This is a genomic window from Mesobacillus stamsii (genome assembly GCF_030814065.1).
Lineage (GTDB): Bacteria > Bacillota > Bacilli > Bacillales > Cytobacillaceae > Mesobacillus > Mesobacillus stamsii.
The window spans coordinates 38,662-53,114 of record NZ_JAUSUN010000004.1 but is presented as its reverse complement, the minus strand read 5'-3'; the positions used below and the strand labels follow the sequence as shown (position 1 = coordinate 53,114).

Here is a 14,453-nt window from a genome sequence, read left to right as displayed (position 1 = left end):
TTTCTTATGCTTGCTTCGCTTCTTGTTCTGCGAGCTGTTGTCTATGTTTTGCAGCAGAGTTGACCTGCTCGTCTGCATGGTAGGAGGACCGGACAAGCGGGCCGGCTTCACAATGGCTAAAACCTTTTGCAAGTGCGATTTCTTTCAACTCAGCAAATTCATCTGGATGATAGTACTTTTGCACCTCTAAATGTTTTTTGGAAGGCTGCAAATATTGGCCCAATGTAACGATCTCCACATTATTTGCACGCAAATCATCCATCGCTTCGATCAGTTCTTCCTTCGTTTCTCCTAATCCGACCATAATGCTAGACTTCGTCGGAATGTCAGGCTGCATCTCTTTTGCTCTGCGCAAAAATTCCAGAGATCGTTCGTAAGTTGCACGTGCACGAATTCTTGGCGTCAGCCGCTTCACGGTTTCAATATTGTGGTTCAAAATATCTGGACGAGCATCCATCAGCATCTTCAGATTTTCTGCGACTCCTCCCATATCAGAAGGCAAGACTTCGATTGAAGTTAATGGATTTTTTCTGCGAATTGCCCTTACCGTCTCAGCAAAAACCGCTGCTCCTCCATCCTTCAGATCATCGCGGGCTACCGCTGTGACGACGACATGCTTAAGGTTCATAAGCACAACGGAATCAGCAACTCTTTCGGGCTCCTGCCAGTCAAGTTCCGTAGGTAATCCTGTTTTCACGGCACAAAAACGGCATGCGCGCGTACATACATCTCCAAGGATCATGAAGGTTGCAGTCCGTCTCACAGCCCAGCATTCATGGATGTTCGGGCATTTTGCTTCTTCACAAACAGTATGTAGATTTTTTTCGCGCATCATCGTTTTCAAGCCCGTATAGTTTTCGTTCGTATTTAACTTTATTTTCAGCCATTCAGGCTTTCTCTGTACCTCTTTTTTGCTCATTATTTTCACTCCATTCCCGCTGCACTCATCAAGTACACCATGAAAAATCAGGGCCAGCATACAGCTTCTGATGTCACTTTAACATAATGAAAATCGATCGACAAGTACGATATTCTGCGATTACCATTATTTGATATTTATGAAAATCCCTCACCATCGCAAACTACATTATGAAAAGGAATGAATCATGAAGGGAGGATTACAGTGAAATCTCTTAAAGCAGTTATCGGTTTTCTATTTCTATCCCTTGTCCTTACGGTGGATCTCGCGTCTGCAGCAGAGCAGGAACAGGAACAGGATATTTATAAAAAAAGAATGGATCTATACACCCAAGTGGAAGCTGTTACGCAAATCCCCTGGTATTATCTTGCTGCTGTCGATCAATACGAGCGGAATGTGCGTCAGGCACGAAAGGATTTGCCGAAAGCGGAGGGAATTGCCGGAATTTACTTTAAGCCGGAAGAATGGGCTGGACTTCTGAATCCAAACCCGGAAGATGAAAACCCAGTGTCGATCCAATTTTTTAATGGAATTGGTTTCGATGGAAATGGGGACGGAAAAGCAAGCCGGAAGGACGATGAAGATGTAGTGCATGCTTTCGCCCAATATCTCTTAAAGTATGGCACAGACCATGAGAATATAAAAATCGGCCTCTGGAGCTACTATAAACGTGACAAGACTGTCGGGATCATCATCGGAAAAGCGATGATCTATAAACACTTTGGACGTTTAGATCTTGATACCCATGTCTTCCCTCTCCCTCTTAGGAGCATTCACAGCTATAACAACACCTGGGGTGATGCCCGTGGCTGGGGGGGCAGAAGGATCCATGAAGGAACAGATATTTTTGCTGGTTATGGTGTTCCCGTTCGGGCCACAGGCTACGGGATCGTCGAAATGAAGGGCTGGAATAAATACGGCGGATGGCGTGTCGGCATACGCGATATTAATAATACCTACCATTATTATGCCCACTTGAGCGGCTTTGCTAAGGATCTTAAGGCAGGGCAAATCGTTGAACCTGGTACAATAATTGGCGGTGTTGGGAGCTCAGGTTATGGTCCTCCTGGAACAAGCGGAAAATTCCCGCCCCACCTTCATTATGGAATGTACAAGGACAATGGCTATACTGAATGGTCGTTTGATCCATACCCTCATTTGAAAATATGGGCCAGAAAAGAACGAGCAAGATTAAAAAATTAAGAAAACCGGGCAAACTGCGCCCGGTCCTTTTTATTTTGCTTCTCTTCCCTTTTTAACCGCTACGGCCACGCTTGCAATTAGGCCGCCCCAAATAATGATCATTCCGATTAGCATCATTGCGATCGCACTTGCTGACATGATGATGAAACCCCCTTCTTTTTAGGAAATGGTAATATCCTTGTCCCACTTGATTGCAGCAAGGACAATCCCAATTATTATTGCAGCAACAGCTACTCCCCAACCACTGTAAAGGAGGAAGCTAGTTGGATAGCCTTCATAATTTTCCTTGATGTTTGTCACAAGGTTCTGTACCATCATATAGCCCAAGACAACAGGGGTGATGATGCCAAGGCTGAATCTCCACCATGTACCAACGCTTACATCGGAAATTTCATTTGTGTGATTTTGCAGATTTTTCAATTCTTTCATTACCCATACAACCGCGATTACTTCAACTAGGCCTGCAAGAGCAACACCGAATTGGTTAATAAAATAATCCGCTGCATCAAGAAAGTACAAACCGCCCCTTGTTGCAATCAAGATGGAAAGCAATGCAGATAAACCGCCGCCAACTAGAACCGCTTTCGTTCTGCTGATATTGAATTTTTCTTGCACACCAGCAACATACGTTTCGACAATGGAAATCAAGGATGTTAACCCGGCAAGCACTAGGCAAGTAAAGAACGCAAACCCGAAGAACCCGTTAAAGGCCGGGAACTCACTGATAATGCGCGGGAAGACCACGAATGCCAGTCCCACACCTCCTGCTACTACTTCGCTTACCGGTACATTTGCCTGATTAGCCATGAAGCCGAGGGCGGCAAATACACCGATACCTGCTAATAATTCGAACCCTGAGTTAGCAAAACCCGTGATAAATGCACTATTCGTTAAATCTGTCTTCTCAGGCAAATAGCTAGAATAAGTTATCATAATAGCAAAACCAATTGATAAACTGAAGAAAATTTGACCATATGCAGCCACCCATACTTTTGGATCGGCAATGGTATCCCAATTCGGCTTGAAGAATGCATCCAGACCTTGTGCTGCGCCATCTAAAGTCAACGCCCTGATAACAATGATCAGGAAAAGCACGATTAGTGTAGGAATCATAATTTTGCTTGCAACTTCAATTCCTTTTTTCACACCTTTTAAAAGGACAAAGAACGTAACTCCCCAAACGAGAACCATAGGCCAAAAGACTCCTGGAACGATGCCGCCGATATCCCCTGGAGTTTCTGCAAGCTTTAGATAATTCCCAAAAAAGAAACCTTCTGGATCTTTTCCCCATTTCTCGCCAAATGAGAAAAATGCATATGAACCGGACCATGCAATTATTCCTGCATAATAGGTTGAGATCACAAACGAAACTGCAACCTGCCACCAGCCAAGCCATTCCCACTTTTTATTCATTCGAGCCAATGATAATGGGGATGAACCTCTATACTTATGGCCGATGGTAAACTCCATGATCAGCAGCGGGATACCTGCTGTCAGCAACGCAAACAAATACGGTATGAAGAATGCACCGCCTCCGTTTTCATAGGCTACTGCCGGGAACCTCCAAATATTTCCCAACCCAACTGCAGATCCGATTGCCGCTAAAATAAACCCCGCCCTTGTTCCCCACTGCGGACGATTTTCCATTTTGACTCCTCCTCGTTGCACTAACTAACTAGATGAATTAGAAAGTTTAATATTTTCAGATTTATTAATTTAGTCTAAAAGTAGTATAGCTAGTTTTCAACGACTTGTCAAAATATTATTGGATTCATAATAATTTTCTTTTCACAAATGCCTTATTTTCCTGGAAGCTGAATGGCTGGGGAAGCAACTCCACCGCCATTGTAAAACTGCGGAACTTTTCCAGGATAGTAAAAACTTCCAATTGGAATATCTTCCTGGACGGTTGCGATCTCCGTCGCAAAAGGAATAATGATTTGCACATTTGCCTTAACTCGCACGGAAACATTAATGAGGCTGTTGTTGATTCCATACTCTTCTGTATCCCAGACAACATCCGCTGTCACATCGCCGATTGCAGTGAACTTCACCGGAACCATTGGGCCCGTATTCCCGAGTAGTACATTTTTCGTAGCTTTCCCCAGTGGAATATAATAGACGATGCCCGCTTTCCTGTCTTCTTCATTTGGAACATTTTCTATATTAGAGCCCAAATCAAGCGAGCTAAGATTTCCTCTTTCCGCTTCTTTCAGGTTCATTTGTACTAAATTGGTGGTTTCTGCTTTTACCCGATTGATAATTTCGGTATTAAATTTTACGATTGTGGTTGTTCCGCCATCTATTGGCACAAACTCGAGTACTTTATCAATATCCATCCCACTGGCGATTTCTTTATTAATCGCATTATTGATGACCATCGTGGCAATTTTTCTCGTCTGTGATTCTGCATATCTCATCAATGTCGGTTCGAGCCCTTTATCTATGATCCAAAGTCCTGCCGCTGTGGAAAAAGAAAAAAAAACGAACGTAAGCAGGATGACGTACCTTAATGGCAAAGGGCCTTTGCGAGGCATCCGCCGACCGAATTTTGGCAAAACAAATCCCCCCTCTAAAGCTATATGTATGCTTCATAAGGGGGAACTTGCCTTAAAATCTAATAATTATTGGCGTATTCATATTGAATGATCGTGTCGCAGCTGACAATCATCAATGAGAGATTTGATTTTAAATCAAGGTGGTATGGCTGCTCTACTCTACAGCCACCTTCTTCAAGAATTCGGATAATCGGCCGCTCACTCAAACCGGCATTCTGTTCAGCAACTACTCCCACTCGGCCATCACTCAAGGTGACAGTCAAACCGGTTGGGTAGATTGCGACAGCTCTGCGAAAGGCGTCGACAATCTTTGGGTCAAACAGGCTTCCTACACCGGAATAAAGAATTTCCAAACCTTCATGCGGCAGCATCGCTGGCCGGTAAACCCGATTCGAGGTAACTGCATCAAATACATCCGCGACTCCGAGAATTTTTCCAAATAAATGGATTTCTTCCTCTTTCAGTCCTCGCGGGTAACCCCCGCCATTCAAACGTTCATGATGCTGATACGCACAATGAGCAACAATCAGCGAGATAGTGGGTATATTCCTGAGCATCTGGAAGCCGTCCTCTGCATGCTCCTTGATAATCTCGAATTCCTCTGCAGTCAATTTACCCGGCTTCGTTAAAATAGCTTCAGGAACCTTCATTTTGCCTACATCATGCAAAATCGCCCCAAGTCCGAGTTGCTCCAATTCTTTCGGAGACAGCTTCATTTCGATTCCAATTGCAAGGGAGTAAAGCGTGACGTTCAAACTATGCGAAAAGATATAATGATCATGCAAGAATACGTCCGAAAGAAGGTTCAATAACGCTTTGCTGCTATTTAATTCATCAAGTAAAGCAACAATTAGCATCTTAAATTTTTTAGCTGATTTTTCCAAAACGAAGGTGTGCGAGATCTTGGAATCCATTTGAACTTGTTTGAAGGTTTCACCGATCGTCATGATCGCATTGATCCGCAATTCCTCTGATATCGAGTTCTTAAAAACAATATCATCCGTATCCGGATCCATAATATAGATATAATTAATCCCAAACTCTTCAAGGCGCTTCAGCATTTTCCGCTCTAGCCTTACCCCTACATTCAGCAGGGTCTGGCCCTTGTCATTATAAATGGCTTTTCCAAGTAAAGCCCCTTCTGCTACCGATGTGGTGGCTACAAGTCTCATGTTCATTCCCACTTTATCTGTTTGTTGGCGGCTATAGTGCCTGATCGTAAAATAAAGAAATATTTACATAATACGACAATATTTTCTTATATTCTACCACAATTCCAAATCATTGGTTCATTTGTTTTCTATATCGGCTTAAACGCCTACTTTTTTTACTGCTTCAGGATGATTTCACAAAGAGTACACGAAAAAAGAATTCCCCTATCCGAGTTAGCAGCAAAAGCTGGCTTCGCAAAATCCTATTTAAAATCCTTGGAACGGAATTTCAAACGAATCTGTCAAAATAACGATGCTTTCTTGACAACTTTCTGCTCGCAACCCCCAAACCTGTCAAAATAACGGGGTTTTCTCGACAACTTTCTGCTCGTAACCCCCAAACCTGTCAAAATAACGGGGTTTTCTCGACAACTTTCTGCTCGTAACCTGGGCAGCTGTTTAAATAACGTCGGATTCTTGCGCAGCACCAATGCTTAGGCAAGCCATTGGCCAGAAACTCCTCGACCCTCTTTTCGACTTCGCCTCTTGCCAATAAAAAAAGACAACTAATAAGGCTGTCTTTTTTCCGTGCTATAACCGCAGAAGCGGGTTAGTTCATTAGCAGCAATGCTTTCTTGCCGATCATTCCTTTTGCAGCGCCGAGATTCTCCGCCTCGTTTGTTACAGACTCGAGTGGTGCTTCAAGCAATTCTTCAATCGTCTTAACGCCAACAGCCCTGCCTGCAATGATTTTCCTGCTCTTGAGCTTTTCATTGAGAAGCGCGACATCAAGAGCTCCGCACATTATATAGCCTTTGTCGCCGGTTACGACTAACAGGTTTGTTTTCGGCAATTTTACAGATATGGATAAAAATGTTTTGCCTTCGATTTCAATGGGTGACAAATCGATCATGACCAAAACTCCTCCCTTCCATCCCAATAACACTCTATGAGGGTGGCAGGAAAAGCGTGACGTTTCTCAAATAGTAATCTTCCTATTTGTTAGCTTCCACTCTAGCAGATGGCGGAGGAACTCGGGTAGCCAATATTGCTTTTCCTCAGCACGCTGGATTTCCGGAAAAAACCGGCCGAATGTAAACATATCGGGAATCGCTAGCAAGTATTGCTTTTTCGCAGCAATTAGCTCCCCGTTGATGAACACTTGCGGGACATTGCCTTTTTGACGAAATTCAATCCCAGCGTATTCCATCACCCCCATCACAGTGCCGCGAAACCCAAATCCTTTTATCTGCATATGCGGCCATGTTTCATCTCTCGTCTGAAGGAGGATTTCTTTCAATTCCGCACCTGACATGGTGATCGTACAAGGATTGATCGGGTGCGGACAGATTTCAAGAAGGTCGAACCTGGTAACTTCCCCCTGCTTCAGCCCCTTGAGAATCATGCCAGCATTCATGAACGCGCAGTCCGCATTGCACCACTCCTTTAAAGCTTGAACGAGCAGACTTGCCAGTTCGTTATGCTGCATAGGGTCTGCTGCTAACTCAACAGGGAGGATTGTCACCTGTTCACTCATCAATTCCTTCCCTTCCTTGTAAAAGGCTGCAGCCTTTTCTTTTTCGCGATCACTCAAGCCTTCTTCCATCATTTCATACAAAACAGCTGTTTTCTCCAAAATCTGCTTCGTATCAACGTCCAGTTTGACAGTTACATGACCGGCAAAATAACCAAATCTGCCGGCTCCCGCAAGCAAACTGGAGCCTACCTCCTTGCCTTGATGCAAAATATGATGGGTGTGTCCGCCAAGAATGATGTCGATTTCCGGGAACAGAGAGGCAATTCTTTCATCATCATGAATCCCTAGATGGGATAATAGAATGATGATATCACTTTCTCCCTTAATCTCCTCAACGCAGTTCTTGACTTCCTCCATCGGATCGGTCAGCTTCCATCCGAGCTGCTCATAGAATCGCCCGAAATGGACCGTGACACCAATCACTCCAATCCTTGTACCTTTCTTGCTTATGTAAACTTGATATGGTTTTGCCCAAGCTGGACGGCTGCCATCCTGTTTGTACAAATTTGCGACCAGCATCTCAAATTCTTTTTCCTGATACATCGAATCCAAATCCTCGAATGGGAGAGTAATCCCCTCATTGTTCCCAATGGTTCCGGCGTCATAGCCTGCTTCATTCAGCAGTCGGCAATTTGCCTTCCCCCGAGTGGCATCTGATAAAGGGTGCCAGCGGTCCATATGATCGCCAATATCAAACACAAAAACCTCGTCGCCTTCTTCCACATGCCAGCGCCGTCGCTCAGTTACAAGCTTATGAATCCTCGGCCAGTGCTCCAAATGGCTATGCAAATCATTCGTATGGTATATATGGATTATTTCTTCCATTTAATCTTGCCCTCATATAAACTTTCATGGTCTCCCCAGCCCGTTAAGCCAACAATCATCAGCTGTGCACCTCCATTTTATCTTCATAATAGCATACTGAAGCGCAAAATAAGAACTAAGACATGCTCCAACCTCATTTTCAGAGATCGGTATTGCCCTTATTCCATTTGAATATATGCTTTTACGGTAAAAAAATCCACCTGCTGAGCAGGTGGATTACCGTGATTATCTATTACCCAATCGACCCTTCCATCTCGAACTTGATCAGGCGGTTCATTTCGACTGCGTATTCCATTGGCAATTCTTTTGTGAATGGCTCGATGAAGCCCATGACGATCATTTCTGTTGCTTCTTCTTCGGAGATTCCGCGGCTCATCAGGTAGAACAATTGTTCTTCTGATACTTTGGAAACTTTTGCTTCGTGCTCAAGAGAAATGTTGTCGTTTAGGATTTCGTTGTATGGAATGGTGTCTGATGTAGACTTGTTATCCATGATCAGCGTATCGCATTCAATATTAGAGCGCGCGCCGTCCGCTTTGCGTCCGAAGTGGACCCTACCGCGGTATGTTACTTTTCCGCCCTGCTTTGAAATGGATTTTGATACGATCGTTGATGATGTGTTTGGCGCAAGGTGAATCATTTTTGCGCCGGCATCCTGGTGCTGGCCTTTGCCGGCAATGGCGATAGATAATGTCAAGCCGCGAGCGCCTTCTCCCCTAAGGATGACTGCTGGGTATTTCATTGTCAGCTTGGAACCGATGTTGCCATCGATCCATTCCATCGTTGCGTTCGCATCACAGACCGCACGCTTTGTAACAAGATTGAAGACGTTGTTCGCCCAGTTCTGGATCGTCGTGTAGCGGCAATATGCGTCTTTTTTGATGATGATTTCTACAACCGCACTGTGAAGGGAGTTTGTTGTGTAAACTGGAGCCGTACATCCTTCTACATAATGTACGTGCGCGCCTTCATCCACGATGATCAATGTACGTTCGAATTGCCCCATGTTTTCAGAGTTGATGCGGAAGTACGCTTGAAGTGGTGTATCCACTTTGATTCCCTTTGGAACATAAATGAAAGATCCGCCAGACCAGACTGCTGAGTTTAACGCTGAAAACTTATTGTCTGTTGGTGGGATGATTTTTCCGAAATGCTCACGGAAAATATCTTCGTTTTCCTTCAATGCTGAATCTGTGTCTTTAAAAACAATCCCCAGATCTTCCAGCTCTTTCTTCATGTTATGGTATACAACCTCTGATTCGTATTGCGCAGAAACACCCGCAAGGTATTTTTGCTCCGCTTCAGGAATTCCAAGCTTATCGAAAGTCGCCTTGATTTCCTCTGGAACTTCATCCCACGATGTTTCAGAGCGCTCTGATGGTTTGACATAATAGGTGATTTCATCAAAGTTCAAGGAAGCCATGTCTCCGCCCCATTGAGGCATTGGCATGTTGTAGAAATGCTCCAGTGATTTTAATCGGAAATCTAGCATCCACTGGGGTTCTTCCTTCATTTTTGAAATTTCTTCCACGATTTCACGCGTCAGGCCGCGTTTTGACCGGAAGATGGAAACGTCTTTATCGGAAAACCCGTATTTATAATCACCGATCTCTGGCATTTTTTTAGCCATCGTCCAATTCCTCCATTCTTAAAGCAAGGAAACTAAGTTTCCTGCTTTGTAATAGTCCGACCCCGCAAGCCAATCTCCTGCAGGCTTTCTGTAAAAACCATCGAATAGATGATTTCTTATTGGGTGTCTTCCTCTTCCTTCAGACCTTGCTCCATTGCCTTCCATGCAAGAGTAGCACATTTGATCCTGGCTGGGAATTTCGCCACCCCTTGCAGTGCTTCAATATCCCCGAGGTCAAGATCCTCCTCTTCATATTCTTTACCCTGCATGATGTCAGAAAAAACCGTCGAAAGCTTTAAAGCTTCCTCGATGGATCTTCCTTTTACTGCCTGCGTCATCATCGAAGCCGAGGACATGGAAATCGAGCAGCCTTCCCCTTCGAATTTTGCGTCCGCGATCTTGCCTTCTTCGACTTTCATCGTCAACTGGATGCGGTCGCCGCATGTCGGGTTGTTCATATTAACTGTCAGGCTGCCTTCTTCCAAAACACCTTTATTGCGTGGGTTCTTATAGTGATCCATAATAACTTGCCGATAAAGGTTATCTAAATTATTAAAAGACATCGCTGAAATACTCCTTTGTTTTAACAAGTCCGGCTACAAGTTTGTCAATATCTTCTTCTGTGTTGTACAGGTAGAAGCTTGCTCGTGCTGTCGCGGATGCCTTCAGCCATTTCATCAGTGGCTGGGCACAATGATGGCCCGCCCGAACAGCGATTCCTTCCGCATCAAGTACTGTTGCCACATCATGTGGATGGACGTCATCAAGATTGAATGTTACCAAGCCTGCACGCATGCCTGCATCCTTCGGGCCATAGATGGTCATGCCATCGATTTCAGACATTTTATCGATCGCATAAGCCGCTAGAGCGTGCTCGTGCTTTTCGATATTATCGAGTCCAATCTCGTTCAGGAAGTCGATTGCGGCACCAAGACCAATTGCACCTGCGATAATCGGTGTTCCGCCTTCGAATTTCCATGGAAGCTCTTTCCAGGTTGACTCGTAGAGACCTACGAAATCAATCATTTCACCGCCAAACTCGACCGGCTCCATTTTTTCAAGAAGTGCCTTCTTGCCATATAGTACGCCGATACCTGTCGGCCCGCACATCTTATGACCTGAAAAAGCAAGGAAATCACAATTAAGCTCCTGGACATCGATTTTCATATGCGGAGCGCTTTGAGCCCCATCGACAACCATTATTGCTCCATTTTCGTGGGCAATTTCGGCAATCTGTTTGATCGGGTTTATGACACCTAAGACATTGGATACGTGCATGATCGAAACAATTTTTGTATTCTCTGTCACCGTTTCTCTGACAGTATCCAGTGAAATCGTGCCATCTTCCTGCAAGTCAATATATTTCAATGTTGCGCCCGTCTGTTTCGCCACCTGCTGCCAGGGGATAATATTGCTGTGATGCTCCATGTAGGAGATAACAATTTCATCGCCCTCTTTGAGATGTGCACGGCCATAGCTTGCAGCTACCGTGTTGATGGCAGTAGTAGTTCCTCTGGTAAAAATAATTTCTTCCATTGATTTTGCGTTTATGAACTTGCGAACTTTTTCCCTTGCTCCTTCATACCCATCGGTCGCTCTTGTTCCAAGAGTATGAACTCCACGGTGTACGTTAGCGTTGTATTCACGATAATATTTGTCCAGCGATTCGATAACCTGCACTGGCTTTTGTGATGTTGCCGCACTGTCTAGATAGACGAGCGGATTGCCATTGACTTCCTGATTTAAAATCGGAAATAATTCACGAATTTCGCGAGCGTTCATTATTTAACTTTCCTTTCGATTACCTCAACCAACTGCTTTTTTACTCCCTCAATTGGAAGTTCATTAACAACCGGTGCAAGGAATCCATGGATGACAAGGCGTTCAGCCTCATGCTTCGAAATACCTCGGCTCATCAAGTAGTAAAGCTGTAATGGATCAACGCGTCCTACCGAAGCAGCGTGACCTGCTGTTACATCATCTTCATCAATCAAAAGAATCGGGTTCGCATCTCCGCGCGCTTTTTCACTGAGCATGAGCACACGTGATTCTTGCTCCGCATTTGACTTAGAAGCGCCGTGCTCGATTTTTCCGATTCCGTTAAAAATAGAGGTAGCGCTATCCTTCACAACGCCATGCTTAAGGATAAAGCCATTCGAGTTTTTGCCAAAATGGATGATGCTTGTCGTGAAGTTCTGCGTCTGTTCGCCCCGTCCGATAGCAACTGTTTTCATATCACAGTAGGAACCGTCGCCAATCAGATTGGTAAGATTATCAGAAATAGTGTTGCCGTCATTCATCAAGCCAAGAGCCCATTCGATCCTTGCATCTCTTCCGGCAATACCGCGGCGGTTCACATAGGTAGTCAGGCCTTCTGCTAATGTATCCACTGCACCGTACTGAATTTTCGCGTTTTGGCCAGCAAATGCTTCTGTTACGATGTTGACCAATCCATTCACTTTTCCTGTTGTAGAAAAATAGTTTTCGACATAAGTCAAAGAACTATTATCTTCAGCTACAACCAGCACGTGGTTGAAAAGGTTCGCTTCTGCATCATCATGCAGGAAGATTGCCTGGATTGGGCTGTTCAGCTGTACGTTTTTCGGAACATAAAGGAATGCCCCGCCGTTCATGAATGCAGTGTGAAGAGCAGTCAAGCGATGCTCGTCAGATTTGACAGCTGTCATGAAGTATTTCTTCAGCAGGTCGCTGTATTCGCGTGCCGCTGTGAAAATATCGGTAAAAATCACACCCTGCTCCTGCATTTCTTTTGAAAGCTGGAGGTATGCAGGCTTGTTGTTGCGCTGGACATACAGGCTGCTGTCCTTTGCTTCCATGTCCACAAGTGATTTTACCTCTTCTGGAAGATCATCGACAGCTGAAAAAATATCGCTTTTCACAAGAAGTTTTTCAAACTGAGTGAAGTTCCATTTATCTATTTTCGTTTTTTCCGGTCTTGGCAAGGAAAGGTCTTCTGCTATTGCTAGTGATTGTACCCGAAGTTCTGTCAGCCAAGCCGGCTCATTCATTTCTTTTGAGAAGGAAGTAATGTACTCCTGGTCAAAAGCCCATTTTGTTTCCGTAGTCATTATAAATCCCCCCGCCGCTTAAGCTTCTTGCCCAACTGTTTCGTCCTCGATGCCCAGTTCTTTCTTAATCCAGTCATATCCTTCTGCTTCTAGGCGCTGCGCCAGCTCCGGTCCGCCGGATTTAACAATGCGTCCCTGCATCATGACATGAACATAGTCAGGAGTGATGTAATCAAGCAGGCGCTGATAGTGAGTGATAATCAAGCATCCGAAATCTTCATTGCGCATTTCATTGATCCCTTTAGAAACAACTTTCAAAGCGTCGATATCAAGACCTGAGTCGATTTCATCAAGGATTGCAATCTTTGGTTCAAGCATCATTAATTGAAGGATTTCATTGCGTTTTTTCTCACCGCCGGAAAAACCTTCGTTAAGATAACGCTGTGCCATATCAAGATCCATTTCAAGGAATTCCATTTGCTTATCCATCTTGCGAATGAATTTCATTAGCGAAATTTCGTTTCCTTCGCCAAGGCGGCTGTTCAACGCCGAACGAAGGAAGTCAGCATTTGTAACACCGCTGATTTCGCTTGGATACTGCATCGCAAGGAATAAACCAGCACGCGCTCGCTCATCTACTTCCATTTCAAGAACATCCTTGCCATCTAGCATAACTGTACCTTTTGTTACTTTATATTTAGGATGACCCATGATAGAGGACGACAAAGTAGATTTGCCAGTACCATTTGGTCCCATGATCGCGTGAATCTCTCCACCCTTTACTTCCAGGTTTATCCCATTTAATATCTGCTTGCCTTCAATCTCAACCTCAAGGTCCTTAATTGATAATACAGATCCTGCCATACTATTACCTCCATCAATATAGAAAAGATTTAAGCCGGCTCTTGCCGTCAAAATTTCTATTCTCAATTTATTCTCATTACAATCTTATAACAAATGAAAAGTGATAGCAACACTTAAGCAGTGAAAAGAAATACGACAAAACTTGAAAAGTAGGAATTTTTCATTAATGCTGCGAATAAGGAGCACAAGCCGGCCTTTTTCCACTTCGTTTATTTGAGCAAAACGGCGCTGCAACAGTCTACCTATATTTTATCAGACAAAGCTTCACAAGCTTGTATTATTTTTGCCTTCTCTTGTAAAAAAATGTACTCGAAAGCATCTGGGCAGTTATCCTCATTCGAATAATTTTGACAGCTTTTTTTATTAGTTCCAATAAGTTGTCAAGAAACCGTTGCTTTCTTGACAACTTTTCACTCCATCGACCCAAACCTGTCAAAATAACCGGGTTTTTCCATATTCACAACAAAAACAAAGAAACCAGTGCACTATACACTGGTTTCCATTTACTATTTCGTTGTTTAGGAGTGGACTCTTCTGTCCAGATCGGCGACCATCCGTTGACTTTTGATATAATCCTGCTCGCGTTTTCTTTCGACTTCCATTCTTGCGTCATGGTCCATGCTGTAAACTTCGTAACTAATCCCATGTGCTCCATGCATTGCCTTTTCCATTTCACTTGTGTAGTTCAGTTTTAGCTGACTAATAGTGAATCATCCCTTCGGTTTTTCGCTTTTTAA

General features: G+C 44.0%; 14 protein-coding genes. 1 reads left to right on the top strand and 13 read right to left on the bottom strand.

The annotated features are described in order from the left end of the window. Positions 1 to 4: 4 nt before the first annotated feature. Positions 5 to 919 carry a lipoyl synthase gene (gene lipA, locus J2S25_RS04120; RefSeq protein ID WP_044391301.1) on the bottom strand — a complete coding sequence of 305 codons (915 nt, stop codon included), beginning with the start codon at positions 917 to 919 and terminating at the stop codon, positions 5 to 7. A 258-nt stretch (positions 920 to 1,177) separates the two neighbouring features. Here lipA and J2S25_RS04115 point away from each other — a divergent pair, with 258 nt between their 5' ends. Then, a complete protein-coding gene (locus J2S25_RS04115) occupies positions 1,178 to 2,122 on the top strand; it encodes a M23 family metallopeptidase (protein WP_241768416.1) in 945 nt (314 codons plus the stop codon). Positions 2,123 to 2,152: 30 nt separating this feature from the next. Here J2S25_RS04115 and J2S25_RS04110 read toward each other — a convergent pair whose 3' ends face one another. The 12 genes from J2S25_RS04110 to J2S25_RS04050 form a co-directional block, all read right to left on the bottom strand. Next, positions 2,153 to 2,260 carry a methionine/alanine import family NSS transporter small subunit gene (locus J2S25_RS04110; RefSeq protein ID WP_084221709.1) on the bottom strand — a complete coding sequence of 36 codons (108 nt, stop codon included), beginning with the start codon at positions 2,258 to 2,260 and terminating at the stop codon, positions 2,153 to 2,155. A 21-nt stretch (positions 2,261 to 2,281) separates the two neighbouring features. After that, positions 2,282 to 3,769, bottom strand: coding sequence for a sodium-dependent transporter (locus J2S25_RS04105; RefSeq protein ID WP_044391298.1), 1,488 nt, complete (start codon positions 3,767 to 3,769; stop codon positions 2,282 to 2,284). A gap of 152 nt (positions 3,770 to 3,921) precedes the next feature. After that, positions 3,922 to 4,680, bottom strand: coding sequence for a sporulation protein YunB (gene yunB / locus J2S25_RS04100; protein ID WP_044391296.1), 759 nt, complete (start codon positions 4,678 to 4,680; stop codon positions 3,922 to 3,924). 59 nt (positions 4,681 to 4,739) lie between these two features. Continuing rightward, positions 4,740 to 5,852, bottom strand: a complete 1,113-nt coding sequence (locus J2S25_RS04095) for an HD-GYP domain-containing protein (RefSeq protein WP_044391294.1) — start codon at positions 5,850 to 5,852, stop codon at positions 4,740 to 4,742. Positions 5,853 to 6,441: 589 nt separating this feature from the next. After that, the gene (locus tag J2S25_RS04085) at positions 6,442 to 6,744 is read right to left on the bottom strand and encodes a YunC family protein (protein WP_044391291.1); all 303 of its coding nucleotides are present in this window, start codon (positions 6,742 to 6,744) and stop codon (positions 6,442 to 6,444) included. A gap of 66 nt (positions 6,745 to 6,810) precedes the next feature. Beyond that, a complete protein-coding gene (locus tag J2S25_RS04080) occupies positions 6,811 to 8,193 on the bottom strand; it encodes a bifunctional metallophosphatase/5'-nucleotidase (RefSeq protein WP_044391289.1) in 1,383 nt (460 codons plus the stop codon). 232 nt (positions 8,194 to 8,425) lie between these two features. Then, positions 8,426 to 9,823 carry a Fe-S cluster assembly protein SufB gene (sufB, locus tag J2S25_RS04075; RefSeq protein WP_044391287.1) on the bottom strand — a complete coding sequence of 466 codons (1,398 nt, stop codon included), beginning with the start codon at positions 9,821 to 9,823 and terminating at the stop codon, positions 8,426 to 8,428. Between the two features lie 116 nt (positions 9,824 to 9,939). After that, positions 9,940 to 10,386, bottom strand: coding sequence for a Fe-S cluster assembly sulfur transfer protein SufU (gene sufU / locus J2S25_RS04070; protein WP_044391286.1), 447 nt, complete (start codon positions 10,384 to 10,386; stop codon positions 9,940 to 9,942). Beyond that, positions 10,376 to 11,605: a cysteine desulfurase gene (locus J2S25_RS04065; RefSeq protein ID WP_307191260.1), complete on the bottom strand. Its 1,230-nt coding sequence runs from the start codon at positions 11,603 to 11,605 to the stop codon at positions 10,376 to 10,378. The genes sufU and J2S25_RS04065 overlap by 11 nt, the downstream gene beginning before the upstream one ends. Next, on the bottom strand, positions 11,605 to 12,912 hold the full coding sequence (sufD, locus tag J2S25_RS04060; protein WP_307191259.1) for a Fe-S cluster assembly protein SufD: 1,308 nt from the start codon (positions 12,910 to 12,912) through the stop codon (positions 11,605 to 11,607). Before sufD ends, J2S25_RS04065 begins: the two co-directional genes overlap by 1 nt. An 18-nt stretch (positions 12,913 to 12,930) precedes the next feature. Next, positions 12,931 to 13,716, bottom strand: coding sequence for a Fe-S cluster assembly ATPase SufC (gene sufC, locus J2S25_RS04055; protein WP_044391281.1), 786 nt, complete (start codon positions 13,714 to 13,716; stop codon positions 12,931 to 12,933). 518 nt (positions 13,717 to 14,234) lie between these two features. After that, positions 14,235 to 14,387, bottom strand: a complete 153-nt coding sequence (locus tag J2S25_RS04050; protein ID WP_198528152.1) for a YuzK family famiily protein — start codon at positions 14,385 to 14,387, stop codon at positions 14,235 to 14,237. Positions 14,388 to 14,453 lie beyond the last annotated feature (66 nt).

What these genes read in the sequence shown, in the direction of transcription:
- lipA (WP_044391301.1), bottom strand. Translation starts at nt 919, where the DNA reads ATGAGCAAAAAAGAGGTACAGAGAAAGCCTGAATGGCTGAAAATAAAG.
- J2S25_RS04110 (WP_084221709.1), bottom strand. Translation starts at nt 2,260, where the DNA reads ATGTCAGCAAGTGCGATCGCAATGATGCTAATCGGAATGATCATTATT.
- J2S25_RS04105 (WP_044391298.1), bottom strand. Translation starts at nt 3,769, where the DNA reads ATGGAAAATCGTCCGCAGTGGGGAACAAGGGCGGGGTTTATTTTAGCG.
- J2S25_RS04095 (WP_044391294.1), bottom strand. Translation starts at nt 5,852, where the DNA reads ATGAGACTTGTAGCCACCACATCGGTAGCAGAAGGGGCTTTACTTGGA.
- J2S25_RS04085 (WP_044391291.1), bottom strand. Translation starts at nt 6,744, where the DNA reads ATGATCGATTTGTCACCCATTGAAATCGAAGGCAAAACATTTTTATCC.
- J2S25_RS04080 (WP_044391289.1), bottom strand. Translation starts at nt 8,193, where the DNA reads ATGGAAGAAATAATCCATATATACCATACGAATGATTTGCATAGCCAT.
- sufB (WP_044391287.1), bottom strand. Translation starts at nt 9,823, where the DNA reads ATGGCTAAAAAAATGCCAGAGATCGGTGATTATAAATACGGGTTTTCC.
- sufU (WP_044391286.1), bottom strand. Translation starts at nt 10,386, where the DNA reads ATGTCTTTTAATAATTTAGATAACCTTTATCGGCAAGTTATTATGGAT.
- J2S25_RS04065 (WP_307191260.1), bottom strand. Translation starts at nt 11,605, where the DNA reads ATGAACGCTCGCGAAATTCGTGAATTATTTCCGATTTTAAATCAGGAA.
- sufD (WP_307191259.1), bottom strand. Translation starts at nt 12,912, where the DNA reads ATGACTACGGAAACAAAATGGGCTTTTGACCAGGAGTACATTACTTCC.
- sufC (WP_044391281.1), bottom strand. Translation starts at nt 13,716, where the DNA reads ATGGCAGGATCTGTATTATCAATTAAGGACCTTGAGGTTGAGATTGAA.
- J2S25_RS04050 (WP_198528152.1), bottom strand. Translation starts at nt 14,387, where the DNA reads ATGGAAAAGGCAATGCATGGAGCACATGGGATTAGTTACGAAGTTTAC.